11 protein-coding genes are annotated in these 13,004 nt (G+C 66.0%); 4 read left to right on the top strand and 7 right to left on the bottom strand.

Annotated elements, in window-relative coordinates; translation table 11 throughout:
• Positions 1-535: 535 nt before the first annotated feature.
• The 6 genes from C8N32_RS08070 to C8N32_RS08045 are packed head-to-tail and all read right to left on the bottom strand — an operon-like array spanning position 536 to position 7,456.
• Positions 536-2,008 carry an NAD-dependent succinate-semialdehyde dehydrogenase gene (locus C8N32_RS08070; RefSeq protein ID WP_107892281.1) on the bottom strand — a complete coding sequence of 491 codons (1,473 nt, stop codon included), beginning with the start codon at positions 2,006-2,008 and terminating at the stop codon, positions 536-538.
• A 42-nt stretch (positions 2,009-2,050) separates the two neighbouring features.
• A complete protein-coding gene (locus C8N32_RS08065; protein WP_107892279.1) occupies positions 2,051-3,031 on the bottom strand; it encodes a P1 family peptidase in 981 nt (326 codons plus the stop codon).
• Positions 3,028-4,131 (bottom strand): hypothetical protein, encoded by a 1,104-nt coding sequence (locus C8N32_RS08060; protein ID WP_107892277.1) that lies wholly within the window; start codon positions 4,129-4,131, stop codon positions 3,028-3,030. The genes C8N32_RS08065 and C8N32_RS08060 overlap by 4 nt, the downstream gene beginning before the upstream one ends.
• A gap of 9 nt (positions 4,132-4,140) precedes the next feature.
• On the bottom strand, positions 4,141-5,697 hold the full coding sequence (locus tag C8N32_RS08055) for an ABC transporter ATP-binding protein (protein WP_107892274.1): 1,557 nt from the start codon (positions 5,695-5,697) through the stop codon (positions 4,141-4,143).
• Complete coding sequence (locus C8N32_RS08050; RefSeq protein ID WP_107892272.1) at positions 5,694-6,515, bottom strand: ABC transporter permease; 822 nt, start codon at positions 6,513-6,515, stop codon at positions 5,694-5,696. Before C8N32_RS08050 ends, C8N32_RS08055 begins: the two co-directional genes overlap by 4 nt.
• A complete protein-coding gene (locus C8N32_RS08045) occupies positions 6,512-7,456 on the bottom strand; it encodes an ABC transporter permease (RefSeq protein ID WP_107892270.1) in 945 nt (314 codons plus the stop codon). Before C8N32_RS08045 ends, C8N32_RS08050 begins: the two co-directional genes overlap by 4 nt.
• Before the next feature lie 107 nt (positions 7,457-7,563).
• On the opposite strand from C8N32_RS08045, the gene C8N32_RS08040 reads away from it, so the two are divergent.
• Entirely contained in the window at positions 7,564-8,778 is a 1,215-nt protein-coding gene (locus C8N32_RS08040; protein ID WP_107892458.1) for an aminopeptidase P family protein, read from the top strand.
• A gap of 148 nt (positions 8,779-8,926) precedes the next feature.
• The gene (locus C8N32_RS08035) at positions 8,927-9,646 is read left to right on the top strand and encodes a L,D-transpeptidase (RefSeq protein WP_107892456.1); all 720 of its coding nucleotides are present in this window, start codon (positions 8,927-8,929) and stop codon (positions 9,644-9,646) included.
• A 3-nt stretch (positions 9,647-9,649) separates the two neighbouring features.
• On the opposite strand, the gene C8N32_RS08030 is transcribed toward C8N32_RS08035, so the two are convergent.
• Complete coding sequence (locus C8N32_RS08030) at positions 9,650-11,116, bottom strand: ABC transporter substrate-binding protein (protein ID WP_107892268.1); 1,467 nt, start codon at positions 11,114-11,116, stop codon at positions 9,650-9,652.
• 139 nt (positions 11,117-11,255) lie between these two features.
• On the opposite strand from C8N32_RS08030, the gene panB reads away from it, so the two are divergent.
• Both panB and panC read left to right on the top strand, forming a co-directional pair.
• Complete coding sequence (panB, locus tag C8N32_RS08025; RefSeq protein WP_107892265.1) at positions 11,256-12,080, top strand: 3-methyl-2-oxobutanoate hydroxymethyltransferase; 825 nt, start codon at positions 11,256-11,258, stop codon at positions 12,078-12,080.
• A complete protein-coding gene (gene panC, locus C8N32_RS08020) occupies positions 12,077-12,925 on the top strand; it encodes a pantoate--beta-alanine ligase (protein WP_107892263.1) in 849 nt (282 codons plus the stop codon). Before panB ends, panC begins: the two co-directional genes overlap by 4 nt.
• Positions 12,926-13,004 lie beyond the last annotated feature (79 nt).

Genomic DNA, 13,004 nt, shown 5'->3' with positions numbered 1-13,004 from the left:
CGGAGGGGCGGCATGGCATCCGCGCGGTGACGCAAGGAACCCTTGAAAACCGTTCCCCCGTCAGGGCACGTCCTGCCGTGCATTTGCGCCTGATTCGGCGCCCCCGATGTGTTGGCCAGTCTTGCAATATCGGAAGGGCTCCGGTGACGCGTCCCTCACAATTCCGGCAGCGGGGGCGCCACCGATCAGCGGTCGGCCGGGTGGACATCATGCCGACGGTTCCGCCCGCGAGGCGGATCAAGCTGCGTCGGCCCAAAGGCCGCATTCAAGGCATCCGAAAGGCAGGGGCGCGCTCCCGCGCACCCAGATGTTCCAGGCCCTTACGGAGGAACGGCGAAGAACATCGTCTCGCCGGAGTGATTGTCGACCCCGTCATTGTCGGTGACCGCCCGGATCTTGCTGCCGCCAGCACTTTTCCAGTGCTCAATGCGAGAAGATGTGCCCCCAGGGTTCCCCAAAACAGGTTACGATCTGCCTTGGGTGCCGGTTTCCCGTGACCGCCCGCTGGCGGAAATGCGCAGATTTCATGACGGATTCAGATCGCGAGGCACATGTATTTCATTTCGAGGAAGTCCTCGATCCCGTGGCGGCTGCCCTCGCGGCCCAGACCGGATTGCTTGATGCCGCCAAAGGGCGCGACCTCGGTCGAAATCAGCCCGGTGTTGATCCCGACGATGCCGTATTCCAACGCCTCGCCGACCCGGTGCACGCGCCCAATGTCGCGGGCATAGAAATAGGACGCCAGCCCGAAGATCGTGTCATTGGCCAGCGCGATTGCCTCTTCCTCGGTCTCGAAGCGGAACAGGGGTGCCAGCGGGCCGAAGGTTTCCTCGGTGGAGAATTTCATGTCGGGCGTGGCGCCGGTCAGGATCGTCGGTTCGAAATAGGTCCCGCCATTGCCGTGGCGCGCCCCGCCGTGGATGACCTGTGCGCCCCTGGCGGTGGCGTCGGCCAGATGCTCTTCCACCTTCCTGAGCGCCTCTTCGGAGATCAGCGGCCCGAGGTCGGTCCCGGCCTCCAGCCCGTCCCCCACGTTCAGTTTTGCCACCGCGGCCGCCAGTTTCCCGGCAAAGGCCTCGTATACGCCGGCCTGGACATAAATGCGATTGGCACAGACGCAGGTCTGGCCGTTGTTGCGAAACTTGCACAGGATTGCGCCCTGAACGGCGGCGTCCAGATCCGCGTCGTCGAACACGATAAAGGGCGCGTTGCCGCCCAACTCCATGCTGCATTTCATCACCTGGCCGGCAGCCTGACGCAGCAGGATGCGCCCGACCTCGGTCGAACCGGTAAATGTCAGCTTGCGCATGATCGGGTTTTCGCAAAACTCCTTGCCGATGTCGGAGGCGCGGCTGGACGTCACGACCGAAAATACCCCGGCGGGGATGCCCGCGCGTTCGGCCAGAACCGCCAGCGCCAGCGCCGAAAGCGGCGTTTCCGCCGCCGGGCGGGCAACGAAGCTGCACCCCGCCGCCATTGCGGGCGCGGCCTTTCGGGTGATCATGGCGTTGGGAAAGTTCCACGGTGTGATCGACCCCACCACCCCCACCGGTTGGCGGATCACGGTCAGGCGTTTGTCCGGCTGATGGCCGGGAATGGTTTCGCCGTAGATGCGCTTGGCCTCCTCGGAAAACCACTCGATGAAACTGGCACCATAGGCGATTTCGGCTTTCGCTTCGGCCAGAGGTTTGCCCATTTCAGCGGTCAGGATGGTGGCCAGGTCGGCCTGGCAGGCCATCATCAGCTCAAACCAGCGGCGCAGGATCGCGGCGCGCTCTTTCCCGGTGCGGGCGGCCCAGTCCTTTTGGGCGGTCTCGGCGCAGGCTATGGCGCGGGCGGTTTCCGAGCGGGTCACATCCGCCACGCGGGCAATCACATCGCCGCGTGCGGGGTTCGTCACGTCAAATCGTGCCCCGTCGTCGGCCTCCACCCATGTGCCACCGATATAGGCGCGGGTTTCCAGGAGCGCGGGGTCCTTCAGCAGGCTTTGCAGATGTGTCGCGGTCATGTCGGTTTCCCTTCCTCCTGTTTTATCCGGGCAGGTCGCGCATCAGCCAAATTTCCCGCGCCAGGTGGGGTGTATGTCGTCCGGTTCGGGGCGGGCATGGTACACGCCACGGGCAATGGCACGGGCAAGGCACTGGGCGGCGGCATGGCCCAGGCGGACGGTTTCGAACCCTTCGGGCAACGGGTGCGCACCGGTTGCGGCGGCAAATACGAGGTCGCCGTCGAAAGGCGTGTGGCTGGGCAGCAGGGCGCGTGCCATGCCGTCATGGGACGCCACGGCCAGCCGGGTTGCCTGCGCCTGTGTCAGGGCCGCGTCCGTGGCGACGATGGCGATGGTGGTGGCCGCGCCAGGCCGCGTCTCGGGGCGGGGTTCGGATGCCGGGTCGTGGGTGCCGTGGCGCGGGCCGCCGAATTCGGCGTTGAACTCGAACGGTTCGGCCCAGAACCGCCCACCCTCCATCACCGCGGAGCCAAGCGCATTTACCGCCACCAGCGCGCCGACCGTGACGCCACAATCCAGCACCAGGGAGGCCGAGCCCAGCCCGCCTTTCAGGTCTGCCGTGGTGGCGCCGTATCCCGCGCCCGCGGTGCCCAGTTCGAAAGTCTTCCCGGCGGCGTCCAGTGCCGCGCGCCCAAGGGGTTTGTAGGGGTTCTCGTGCCACCCCTTGTTTCCGCCGTTGAGCAGGTCGAACAGGATCGCGCCGGGTACGATCGGCACGCGCTGCCCGCCCACGTCAAAGCCCCGTCCGAGCGCGCGCAGCCCGTCCGCCACGCCCGAAGCCGCATCCAGCCCGAAGGCGGACCCGCCCGACAGGACAAGCGCGTCCACCTCCTGTACCAGCCTGTCAGGGGCCAGAAGGTCGGTTTCCCGCGTGCCGGGGGCGCCGCCCATGACATGTATGCCGGCGGTGAAGGGGGTTTCGCCCACCAGAACGCTGACACCCGTTTTTATGCGGGCGTCCTGTGCATTGCCGACGCGCAGCCCGGCAACATCGGTGATCAGGTTGCGCGCCCCCGGCCTCATGGTGCGTCATCGCCAAGAGCGCGGGCCAGAAGGGTGTGGGCCTCGGGGTCCATTTCTTCGCCTTTGCGGGTCAGCCGTTCGGTGTATTTCCAGCCGGTGGAAATGCCGGAACAGTGCCAGTACCCGACATCCTCGCGCAACAGTCGATGACGCAGGGGGAAGGGCTCCAGCCGGTGTACGTCCCAGCCGAATCGCCCGGCGAAGCTGCGCGGGACGACGGCGAATTTCGTCGGGCAGGGGGCACTGCCGTCTTGCCAGACGTGGTCGGCATGGGTTGGGGAACCGGTGTTGGGGAGACGCCATGTGCCGGTGAAGGGCTGATACCCCAGCCTGCTTCGGACGGCGAGATCGAAGACCGAGGCGGTCTTGCTCCAGACCAGTTCGTCGATATCCACGTTCAGAACCGCGCGCGCCTGTGAGAGAAACCGCAGCCTGGCGACATTCAGTATCGCGGTTTTGAAAAACTTGAGCTTGTGACGGCTGGCAGACCCTTTCAGTACCGGGCCATAGGGCAACGGGGCGCGCAGGATCAGCCCGCTCAGCCCGCTGGGGCGAAGGGCCTGAACGATGTCATCGGCGGTGTAGCGCTCGGAGCCGTTGTCGATGAACAGGATCGCTTGTGCGTCCTGAGTTTTGCGGTGGAACAGGGCGAAATCGCGGATCCAGCGCAGGTCGTTGTTTTTCGACAGGGTGACGATGGTGTTTTTGCCTGCGAAGAGGGCCGGACCAGCGGGCGCCACGGCCATGTCATGCTGCCAGCCGCCAATTCGGATGGAGAGGCTCCGGGGCGGGCGTGGCGCGGCCACGGCCCATAGTTCCCAGCGTTTGAAGCGCCACAGGCGGCGTGCACGGGCGCGGCTCCCGTCGAGGCGCAACTCCGCCCTGCGCAGGGCGCTGCTCAGATTCAGCAACCGGGGGGTGATCAGCACGACCCGCCCGTCGCGCCAGAAGGCATCGTACCACAGGGTGGTGCGGTCGTATTTTGAAAGCTCTTCTTCCGTAAGGGCATGCGCGGGGCCAAGAATCCGGCGGCGCAGGCCGGTTTCGGCAATATCAAGGCAGGCCAGATCGGCGATCCCGATATCCGGGCGGTCGTGCACGGGTTCACCTCATCGTTTCAGTTTTGGCGCCGCGCGCAGCAGGGCGTGGGTATAGGGGTGCGCCGGGCGGGCGAACACCGTTTCCGTATGGCCCTGTTCAATGATACGCCCCTCCTTCATCACGAGCACCCGGTCGGTGATCGCGCGCACGACATGAAGATCGTGGCTGATGAACAGGTAGCTCAGGCCGAAGCGTTGCCGGAGCGCGGCGAGCAGGTCAAGTATTTGTGCCCGCACGCGCACATCCAGCGCGGAGACTGCCTCATCCAGCACGATCAGGTCGGGCCGGGCAATCAGCGCCCGCGCGATGGCGATGCGTTGCCTCTGCCCGCCGGAAAACTGGTGGATGAACCGGGTGGCATCGTCGGCGGAGAGGCCGACAGCCTCCAGCGCCTCTGCGACGCGCGCCTGCGCGTCGCGCGGGTGGCCGGTCAGGTGGAATGGCTCCGCCACCAAGCGTGCAACCCGGTGACGGGGGTTGAAACTGCCGTAAGGGTCCTGGAACACGACCTGCATCCGGCGCCGCAGGTCCGGCCCTGCGCGGGGAGTGACGGGCTGTCCATCCAGCCGGATTTCACCGCCTTGCAAAGGCTCCAGCCCGAGGATTGCGCGGGCGAGCGTGGATTTTCCGCAGCCCGATTCCCCCACCAGCCCGACGCTTTGCCCCCGCCTGATGTCGAAGCTGACTTTGTCCACCGCGCGCAAGGGCGGGGTCCGGCGCAGGCCGCGGCGCGGGCGGGGATAACTGCGAACGGCATCGCGGACCTGCAAAAGTGCGGCACCGGCCGTCCGGGGCACGGCTTCGGGCCGGTGGGCGGAGGCCGCCAGCAAGGCACGCGTGTAGGGGTGGGCAGGCGCGCCCAGCAGATCCGCGGTGACGCCTTGTTCCACGATTTCGCCCCGGCGCATGACGGACAGCGTCGTGGCCATGCCGCTGATCACCGCAAGGTCATGGGTGATCAGCAGCAACCCCATGTTTTCCTCTTCGACCAGTCCGCGTAGCAGGTCGAGGATGCGCGCCTGCGTGGTGACGTCCAGCGCGGTGGTGGGTTCGTCCGCGATCAGGATCTGAGGGCGCAGGGCGATGGACATGGCAATACAGACCCGCTGGCGCTGTCCACCCGAAAGCTGATGGGGATACCGCGTCAGCGGGAAGCGGCCGGCGGGAAGACCGACCCGGTCCAGCCGCGCCTGCGCTGCCCGCAGGGCTTCGCCCCGACCGGCGACTCTGTGCACGACGAGTGTTTCGGCCACCTGGTCGCCGATGGTCTGCATCGGGTTGAGTGCGGTCATCGGCTCCTGGAAGATCATTGCGATGTCGCGCCCGCGCCGGTGGCACAGTTCCCGTTCGGGCAAGGCCAGAAGGTTTTCGCCATCCAGCACGATCTGTCCGTGCGCCCGCGCCCCGTGCGGCAACAGCCCCATCATCGCCAGCGCGGTCAGGGATTTGCCGGAACCGCTTTCCCCCGCCAGGCCAGCGATCTCGCCGCGTTCCAGCGCCATGGAGACCCCGCGCAGGACCGGTGTACCGCGCATCGACAGGTGCAGGTCGCTCACCTCTATCATTGGGTTGCCCGCCGCAGGCGCGGGTCCAGTGCGTCGCGCAGCCCGTCCCCGAGAAGATTCAGCCCCAGCACAAGCGCCATGATCGCCAGGCCGGGTAGCAGCGCAAGGCGCGGGGCGGTGTAGATCATCGTCTGGGCCTCGGCCAGCATCCGCCCCCAACTGGGCGTGGGGGGCTGTGCGCCAAGGCCGATATAGGACAGGCCCGCCTCGGCCAGAATGCCGAGCGAGAACTGGATCGTCGCCTGCACGATCAGCAGGTTCGTGATGTTGGGCAGGATGTGCTCCAGGCTGATCCGGACAGTGCCCTTGCCCGCCACCCGCGCCGCAAGGATGTAATCCAGTGTCCACAGGCTCAGCGCCCCGCCACGGGCGACGCGGGCGAAGACGGGGATGTTGAAGATGCCGATGGCGAGAATCGCGTTCACCGCCGAGGGGCCGAAGACGGCTGTGATGAGGATGGCGATCACCAGCGCCGGGAAGGCGAAGGTAAGGTCGTTGCCCCGCATCAGGACCTCATCCAGCAGCCTGCCGCGGCTGGCGGCTGCCAGAAGCCCCAATGGCACGCCCAGCCCGACCCCGATCCCCACCGCCACCAGCGCCACCGCGATGGAAACCCGCGCCCCCACCATCAGCATGGACAGCAGGTCGCGGCCAAACTGGTCGGTTCCCAGCCAGAACTCCGCCCCCGGCGGTTGCAGGCGTTGGGCGATGTTCAGCACGCTTACGTCATGGGGCACCCAGAACAACGAGACCAGTGCCGCCAGTACGAAGACACCGGCCAGCGCGATGCCCGTCAAAAGCTGTATGCGACCGCTCATGTGTGGCGCCTCAGGCGGGGGTCGATGGCGGCGTAGGCGATATCCACGAGGAAAGTCACGAGAATCACCGCGAAGACCAGCAGCATCACGACGCTTTCGACCACCACCAGATCGCGCTGGGTGATGGCCTGGAAGATCAGCCGCCCCAGACCGGGCAGGTAAAAGACATTCTCGATGATGATTGCGCCGGCCAGCAGAAAGGAAAACTGCAACCCGAGGATCGTCAGAACCGGGATCAGGGCATTGCGCAAGGCATGGCGGCGGATCGCCTGCGCGCGGCTCAGGCCTTTGGCGCGGGCGCTTCGGATGTAGTCCTGCTCCAGCGTTTCGATCAGGGCCGACCGCAGGACACGGGCCAGAATCGCGGCCTGTGGCAGCGCCAGTGCCAGCGCCGGAAGGCTTAGCGCGCGCAGGGCTTGTGCGGGGTCGTTCCAGCCCGGAAACCCGCCCGCCGGGAACCAGCGCAGCTTTACCGCGAAGACCAGGACCAGCAGCATGGCAAACCAGAAATTGGGGATCGCGATCCCAAGTTGCGCCGTCCCCATCAGACCGTAATCCACCGGCCCGCCTCGCTTCGCGGCAGCCACGATCCCGACCGGCAGGGCGATCAGGGTGGACAGTGTCAGCGCATAGGCGGCCAGCGGCAGCGACACGCCCAGACGCTGTACGATCAGGTCCGCCACCGGCACGCGGTAGGTGTAGGAAATGCCGAAATCCCCTTGCGCCATGTCCCCCAGCCAGGCGAGATAACGCGCGGGCGCGCTGCCGTTCAGGCCAAGGTCGTCGCGCAGGGCCTCAACTGCCTGCGGATCTGCATTGAGCCCCAGCATGAAGGCGGCCGGGTCGCCGGGGATGATCTCGATCACGGCGAAGACCACCAGGCTGGCGGCCAGAAGGCTTACCCCCATCGAGATCAGCCGCAAAACGGCAAATCGAAGCATTCCGGCCCCCCCGTGGTCAGGAGGCGAACCTAAGGCCCGTCCGGGCCCCTGTGCAAGGGGCTTGTCAGGGGGTGGACATTTGGCAAACCTGCGCCGAAGAAGACCCCATGAGATCAGACCGCCCTGCATTTTACCGCTTCCACAACGGCCTCAAGGCCGCTCTACCCTTTGCGCCGGGGGAATATGCCCACCGGCTGATGGCGTTGCGTTCGGCCATGGATCATTGCGGGGCAGAGGCCGTGCTGCTGAGCTCGGTGCAGAACGTGGCGTATTACTGCGGGTTTTTGTATTGCGCCTTCGGTCGCCCCTACGGGCTGGTGGTGACGGCGCGGGATGCGGTGCTGGTGGCGGCGGGGATCGATGGCGGCCAGCCGTGGCGCCGCAGCTTCGGCGATGTGCTGACCTATACCGACTGGGCGCGCGGCAATTTCTGGCGCGCAGTGGCGCATCTGGCCGGAACGGGCCGGACGCTGGGCGTGGAAGCCGATCACCTGACCTGTGCCGCCGCCGCCGAGATGCGTGCCGTCCTCTCCCCCGCCTGCGAGATCGATATCGCTCCGGCAACAATGCAGCACAGGATGCGCAAAAGCCCGGCGGAGATGGAACTGATCCGCGCCGGGGCCGCGGTGGCGGATCTGGGCGGCCACGCAATGCGCGAGGCCGTGCGCGCGGGCGTGCGGGAACTTGACGTTGCCATGGCCGGGCGCGAGGCGATGGAGGCAGAGATCGCCCGCCGGTTCCCCGATGCCGAGTATCGCGACACATGGGTCTGGTTCCAGTCCGGTTCCAACACCGACGGTGCGCACAACCCGGTGACCTCGCGGCGGTTGCGGGCGGGGGACCTGTTGTCGCTCAATGCTTTCCCGATGATCTCGGGCTATTACACGGCGTTGGAACGCACCATGTTTCTGGGGATGCCCGACGCGGAAACCCGGCGCATCTGGCAGGCGAATGTCGAGGGGCATGAATACGGACTTTCGTTGCTGAAGCCCGGTGCGAGGTGCCGTGACATTGTCGACGCGCTCAACGCATTCTACGCGGAGCGCGGCCTGCTGGAGTTCCGCAGCTTTGGGTATGGCCACAGTTTCGGGCTGCTGTCCCATTATTATGGGCGAGAGGCGGCGCTGGAATTGCGTGAGGATGTGGAAACCGTTCTGGAGCCCGGAATGGTGATTTCGATGGAGCCGATGCTGACGGTGCCGCTGGGCCGGCCCGGCGCGGGCGGCTACCGGGAGCACGACATCGTTCTCCTGACGGAGAGCGGGGCCGAAAACGTCACCGGCTATCCTTGTGGGCCCGGGTTTAACGTGATCCCCGCCTGAGAGGGCAACCTGTGGTTGGAGTGCTTGACGCCTGATGACGCTATGCCGATAACCTAGACACAGTTTAAGTTAATTCGGAAGGCCGTCTTTGATGCAACTCCCGTTCAAACCGACCTCTCAATCCCCTGTGCGGCTGTCTCGCCGGGCCATGATCGGAGGGGCGCTTGCCCTTGGAGCCTGCCAAAGGATGCCCGTTGAGGAAATTCTTCTTGGCCCCCCGGCCCATGTCATGGCCCGCTATGGCCAGATCGAAGATGGCGGTTTCCAGATTCGCGCGGTGCCGCCGCGCTACCTGACCGAGCGCACTTACCGGGTGATCGTGGCCTATACCGGCAGCGAAGCGCCGGGAACCATCGTCGTGGATCCCTGGGCGCGGTTTCTTTATCTCGTGACCGGGCCGCAGCGTGCTTATCGCTACGGCATCGCCGTGGGGCGGGCCGGACGCGGGTTCTCCGGTGATGCGGTGATCCGGCGCAAGGAGCACTGGCCAAGCTGGACCCCGACCCGCAACATGATTCGGACCGAGCCGGAGCTGTACGCCGAATACGCGGGGGGGCTGCCCGGAGGCCCGATCAACCCGCTGGGGGCGCGGGCGTTGTATCTGTATCGTGGCGGGCGCGATACCTATTATCGCATCCACGGCACAAACGAAGTCAGTTCGATCGGGCACGCGACTTCGGCGGGCTGCATCCGGCTGTTCAACCAGGATATCCTGGATCTGCATGAGCGCGTGCCGCTGGGGACCCGGGTGCATGTGCGCACCAAGGCGCAGTCCCGCGCGCTGGAGGGCGAACTCATCGAGGATGAGAACGGGTTCATCGTCCAGACCGCCCCGCCGACCATCTGGCCAGAGGGGGAGCCCGCCTGAGGCTCACTCCTCCCAGTAAACTGCGGTAAGGTCGTTGGCCTGGGTGGGGGCGTTTTCCCACAATCCGCGAATCTTGCTGTTGGCGACGCCTGTCTTGGCAAGCTGGAACAGATATCCGTTCACGTGATCCCCGGCGATCATGCGCTGGGCGGCTTGCAGCAGTGTGCTGCGCTCCTGCGGGGCGGTGGTTGCATCCAGCCGGGCCATCAGGTCTGCGAATTCGGGCTTTGCGTACTGGAAGTAATAGTCGGGCCGGGCGTAGATTCCGATATCCGCCGGCTCGGTGTGGCTGACGATGGTCAGGTCGAAATCCTTGCCCTTGAAGACCTGCTCCAGCCACTGTGCCCATTCGAGATTGATGATCTCCGTCCCGATCCCGACGGCGCGCAGCTGCGCGGCCAGAATTTCCCCGCCCCGACGGGCATAGGATGGCGGCGGCAGCATCAGGCGCAGGGTCAGGTCAGTTTGCCCGGCCTCTTCCAGCAGGGCGCGGGCGGTGTCCGGGGCGTGGGGGGAAAGGCCGGTGAGGTCGAGGTAATCGGGGTTGTGCGGTGCGAAGTGGGTCCCGATCGGGGTGCCGTAGCCGAACATCGCCCCGTCGACGATGTCTTGCCGGTCGATCGCATGGGCGATGGCCTTGCGCACGCGGATGTCGTCCAGCGGGGGACGGGCGTTGTTCATGGCCAGGATCGTTTCCCCCTCGGTCGTGCCGACGATTACCGAAAAGCGCGGATCGGCGCGAAACTGTTCCAGTGTTTCAGGGGCGGGAAAATTGGGAAAAGCGTCCACATCGCCCGCCATCAGCGCGGCGAAGGCGGCGCTGGGATCGGGGATGAACTTGAAGATCGCGCGCTTCAGCGCCGGGGTTTCGCCCCAGTAATTCTCGTTCCGGATCAGTTCCACCCGGTCGCCCTGCACCCAGCGTGCAAAGGCGAACGGGCCGGTCCCCACCGGTGCGGTGGCGGCCTGTGCGGCGGATTCGGGGGCAAGGATCACCGCATCTCCCCAGGCCATGTTGAAAGGGAAATTGCCATTTGGCGTTGAAAGCCGCACGCGCACCGTCAGCGGGCCGATCACCTCGACCGCTCCGATCCCGGCGAACAGGCCTTTTTGTGCGTTGGTGCTGTCCTCCGCGCGCGCACGGTCAAGCGTGAATTTCACGTCTCCCGCATCCAGCGCGGTGCCGTCGTGGAAGGTGACCCCCGCGCGCAGGTGAAAGACGTATTCGGTCGCGGTTTCGTTCACGTCCCATGTTTCGGCCAGCGCCGGCAGCACCGCGCCATCGGGGCCGATGCGGGTCAGCCCCTCGAACAGGTTGGCGTAGACGACCTCGTCGATCGCGGCGGCGGCCCCCGCGGTGGGGTCGAGATTGGGCGGCTCCAGTACCATGCCAAGGGTCAGGCTGTCTTGCGCGGCAGCGGGGCCAAGGCCAAGGACAAGGCAAAATGCGGTGGTGAAAAGATGGCGCATGGGCGTCTCCTGTCATCATTTGGGCCATCAGAAAGGTCCGCGCAACTTTACGCAAGCCATTTTGCATGTGCAGCAATCTTCTTCTGGCCATTCCCTGCCGCCCTTGTGTATAACGCCCGGCAGCCAACCGGGAGGATTCATGAGCACTGCCGCACAAAACCGCCAGTTGACGCCCGCAGACATCCGCGCCCGCAAGGGGGGACCCCCGATCGTCTGCCTGACCGCCTATACCACGCCTGTCGCGAAGCTGGCCGACCCCGCCTGCGACCTGGTCCTGGTGGGCGACAGCGTGGGGATGGTGCTGCACGGGCTGCCCTCGACCCTGGGCGTGACGATGGAGATGATGATCCTGCATGGCCAGGCGGTGGCGCGGGGGCTCCGGCGGGCACTGATGGTCGTCGACATGCCTTTCGGCAGCTATGAGGAAAGCCCGGAGCAGGCCCTGCGCAACGCCGCCCGACTGATGCGCGAAACCGGAGCCGCGGCAGTCAAGCTGGAGGGGGGGGGCGCGATGGCGGAGACCATCCGTTTTCTTACCCGGCGGTCGATTCCGGTGCTGGCCCATGTGGGGCTGACGCCGCAGGCGATTCATACGCTGGGCGGGTACAAGGTGCAGGGCCGGGGCGCGGACCGGGCCCGCGTCCTGGCCGATGCCCGTGCCGTGGCAGAAGCCGGGGCCTTCGGTGCGGTGCTGGAAAAAGTGCCTGCCGCGCTTGCCGATGAAATCACCGGGGAGATCGACATTCCCACCATCGGGATCGGGGCGTCCGCCGGGTGTGACGGGCAGATCCTGGTGGTCGATGACATGCTGGGCCTGTTTGCCGAATTCAGGCCGAAATTCGTGAAACGCTATGCCCATCTGGCCGAGGATGCGGAACGGGCCATCGCCACCTACGCTGCGGAGGTCCGCGCCCGTACCTTTCCCGCACAGGAGCATATCTTCGCCGATGAGGCCGGGGTATGAACCCTCCGATCCTGCGTGAGGTGGCAGAGCTTCGGGCTGTTGTCGCCGGTTGGCGCGCATCGGGCGCATGTGTGGGCGTGGTGCCGACGATGGGCGCACTGCATGAGGGTCATCTTGGTCTCGTTCGTGCGGCGAAGGCGCGGGCAGATCGGGTTATTGTGACAATCTTTGTCAACCCGCGCCAGTTCGATAATCCTGACGACCTGGCGAAATACCCCCGTAGCGAGGTCCGCGATGCGCAGACGCTCGCCCCGCTTGCGGTGGATGCGATTTATGCCCCGGATACGGCACAGATGTACCCGGAGGGATTTGCCACCACGATCAGCGTATCCGGGATCGGCGAGGGGTTGTGTGGCGCGCACCGGCCCGGCCATTTTGACGGCGTGGCAACCGTGGTGGCCAAGCTGCTGCTGCAAACCGGGGCGGATATGGCGTTTTTCGGAGAAAAGGACTTCCAGCAGCTGATGCTGGTGCGCCGTCTTGTGCGCGATCTGGATATTCCGGCCGAGATTGTCGGTTGCCCGATCGCGCGGGCGGAAGACGGGCTGGCGTTGTCTTCGCGCAATGCGCGGCTGTCACGGGCGGGGCGCGCGACGGCGCCGGCCCTTTACAGGGCGCTATCGAAGGCGGTGGCGGCGCTGTGTGCCGGCGCGCCGGTGGCCGGGACGCTGGAGATTGCCCGGGCGGAGGTTCTTTCTGCCGGGTTCAGCGCGGTGGAGTACCTCGAGTTGCGTTCTGCGCAGACACTTGCCCCGCTGGACAGGGCTGACCGGCCGGCGCGGGTTCTCGCTGCCGCGCATCTGGACGGCGTGCGCCTGATCGACAACGCCCCAGTTCCGGTTTGATGCGGCGTTAGCGCGCGCATCGACGGGGCCTGTCAGCGGGACCCAAGGAGAGTATACTGATCCCGACCCGCAAAAGGAG

The sequence above is a fragment of the Rhodovulum imhoffii genome (genome assembly GCF_003046545.1).
GTDB lineage: Bacteria > Pseudomonadota > Alphaproteobacteria > Rhodobacterales > Rhodobacteraceae > Rhodovulum > Rhodovulum imhoffii.
This window is presented reverse-complemented; position numbering and strand designations above follow the sequence as displayed.

Excerpts from the sequence above, each read along its gene's own strand:
- C8N32_RS08055 (WP_107892274.1), bottom strand. The coding sequence starts at position 5,697 with ATGATAGAGGTGAGCGACCTGCACCTGTCGATGCGCGGTACACCGGTC.
- panB (WP_107892265.1), top strand. The coding sequence starts at position 11,256 with ATGAGCACTGCCGCACAAAACCGCCAGTTGACGCCCGCAGACATCCGC.
- C8N32_RS08065 (WP_107892279.1), bottom strand. The coding sequence starts at position 3,031 with ATGAGGCCGGGGGCGCGCAACCTGATCACCGATGTTGCCGGGCTGCGC.
- C8N32_RS08070 (WP_107892281.1), bottom strand. The coding sequence starts at position 2,008 with ATGACCGCGACACATCTGCAAAGCCTGCTGAAGGACCCCGCGCTCCTG.
- C8N32_RS08035 (WP_107892456.1), top strand. The coding sequence starts at position 8,927 with ATGATCGGAGGGGCGCTTGCCCTTGGAGCCTGCCAAAGGATGCCCGTT.
- C8N32_RS08040 (WP_107892458.1), top strand. The coding sequence starts at position 7,564 with ATGAGATCAGACCGCCCTGCATTTTACCGCTTCCACAACGGCCTCAAG.
- panC (WP_107892263.1), top strand. The coding sequence starts at position 12,077 with ATGAACCCTCCGATCCTGCGTGAGGTGGCAGAGCTTCGGGCTGTTGTC.
- C8N32_RS08050 (WP_107892272.1), bottom strand. The coding sequence starts at position 6,515 with ATGAGCGGTCGCATACAGCTTTTGACGGGCATCGCGCTGGCCGGTGTC.
- C8N32_RS08045 (WP_107892270.1), bottom strand. The coding sequence starts at position 7,456 with ATGCTTCGATTTGCCGTTTTGCGGCTGATCTCGATGGGGGTAAGCCTT.
- C8N32_RS08030 (WP_107892268.1), bottom strand. The coding sequence starts at position 11,116 with ATGCGCCATCTTTTCACCACCGCATTTTGCCTTGTCCTTGGCCTTGGC.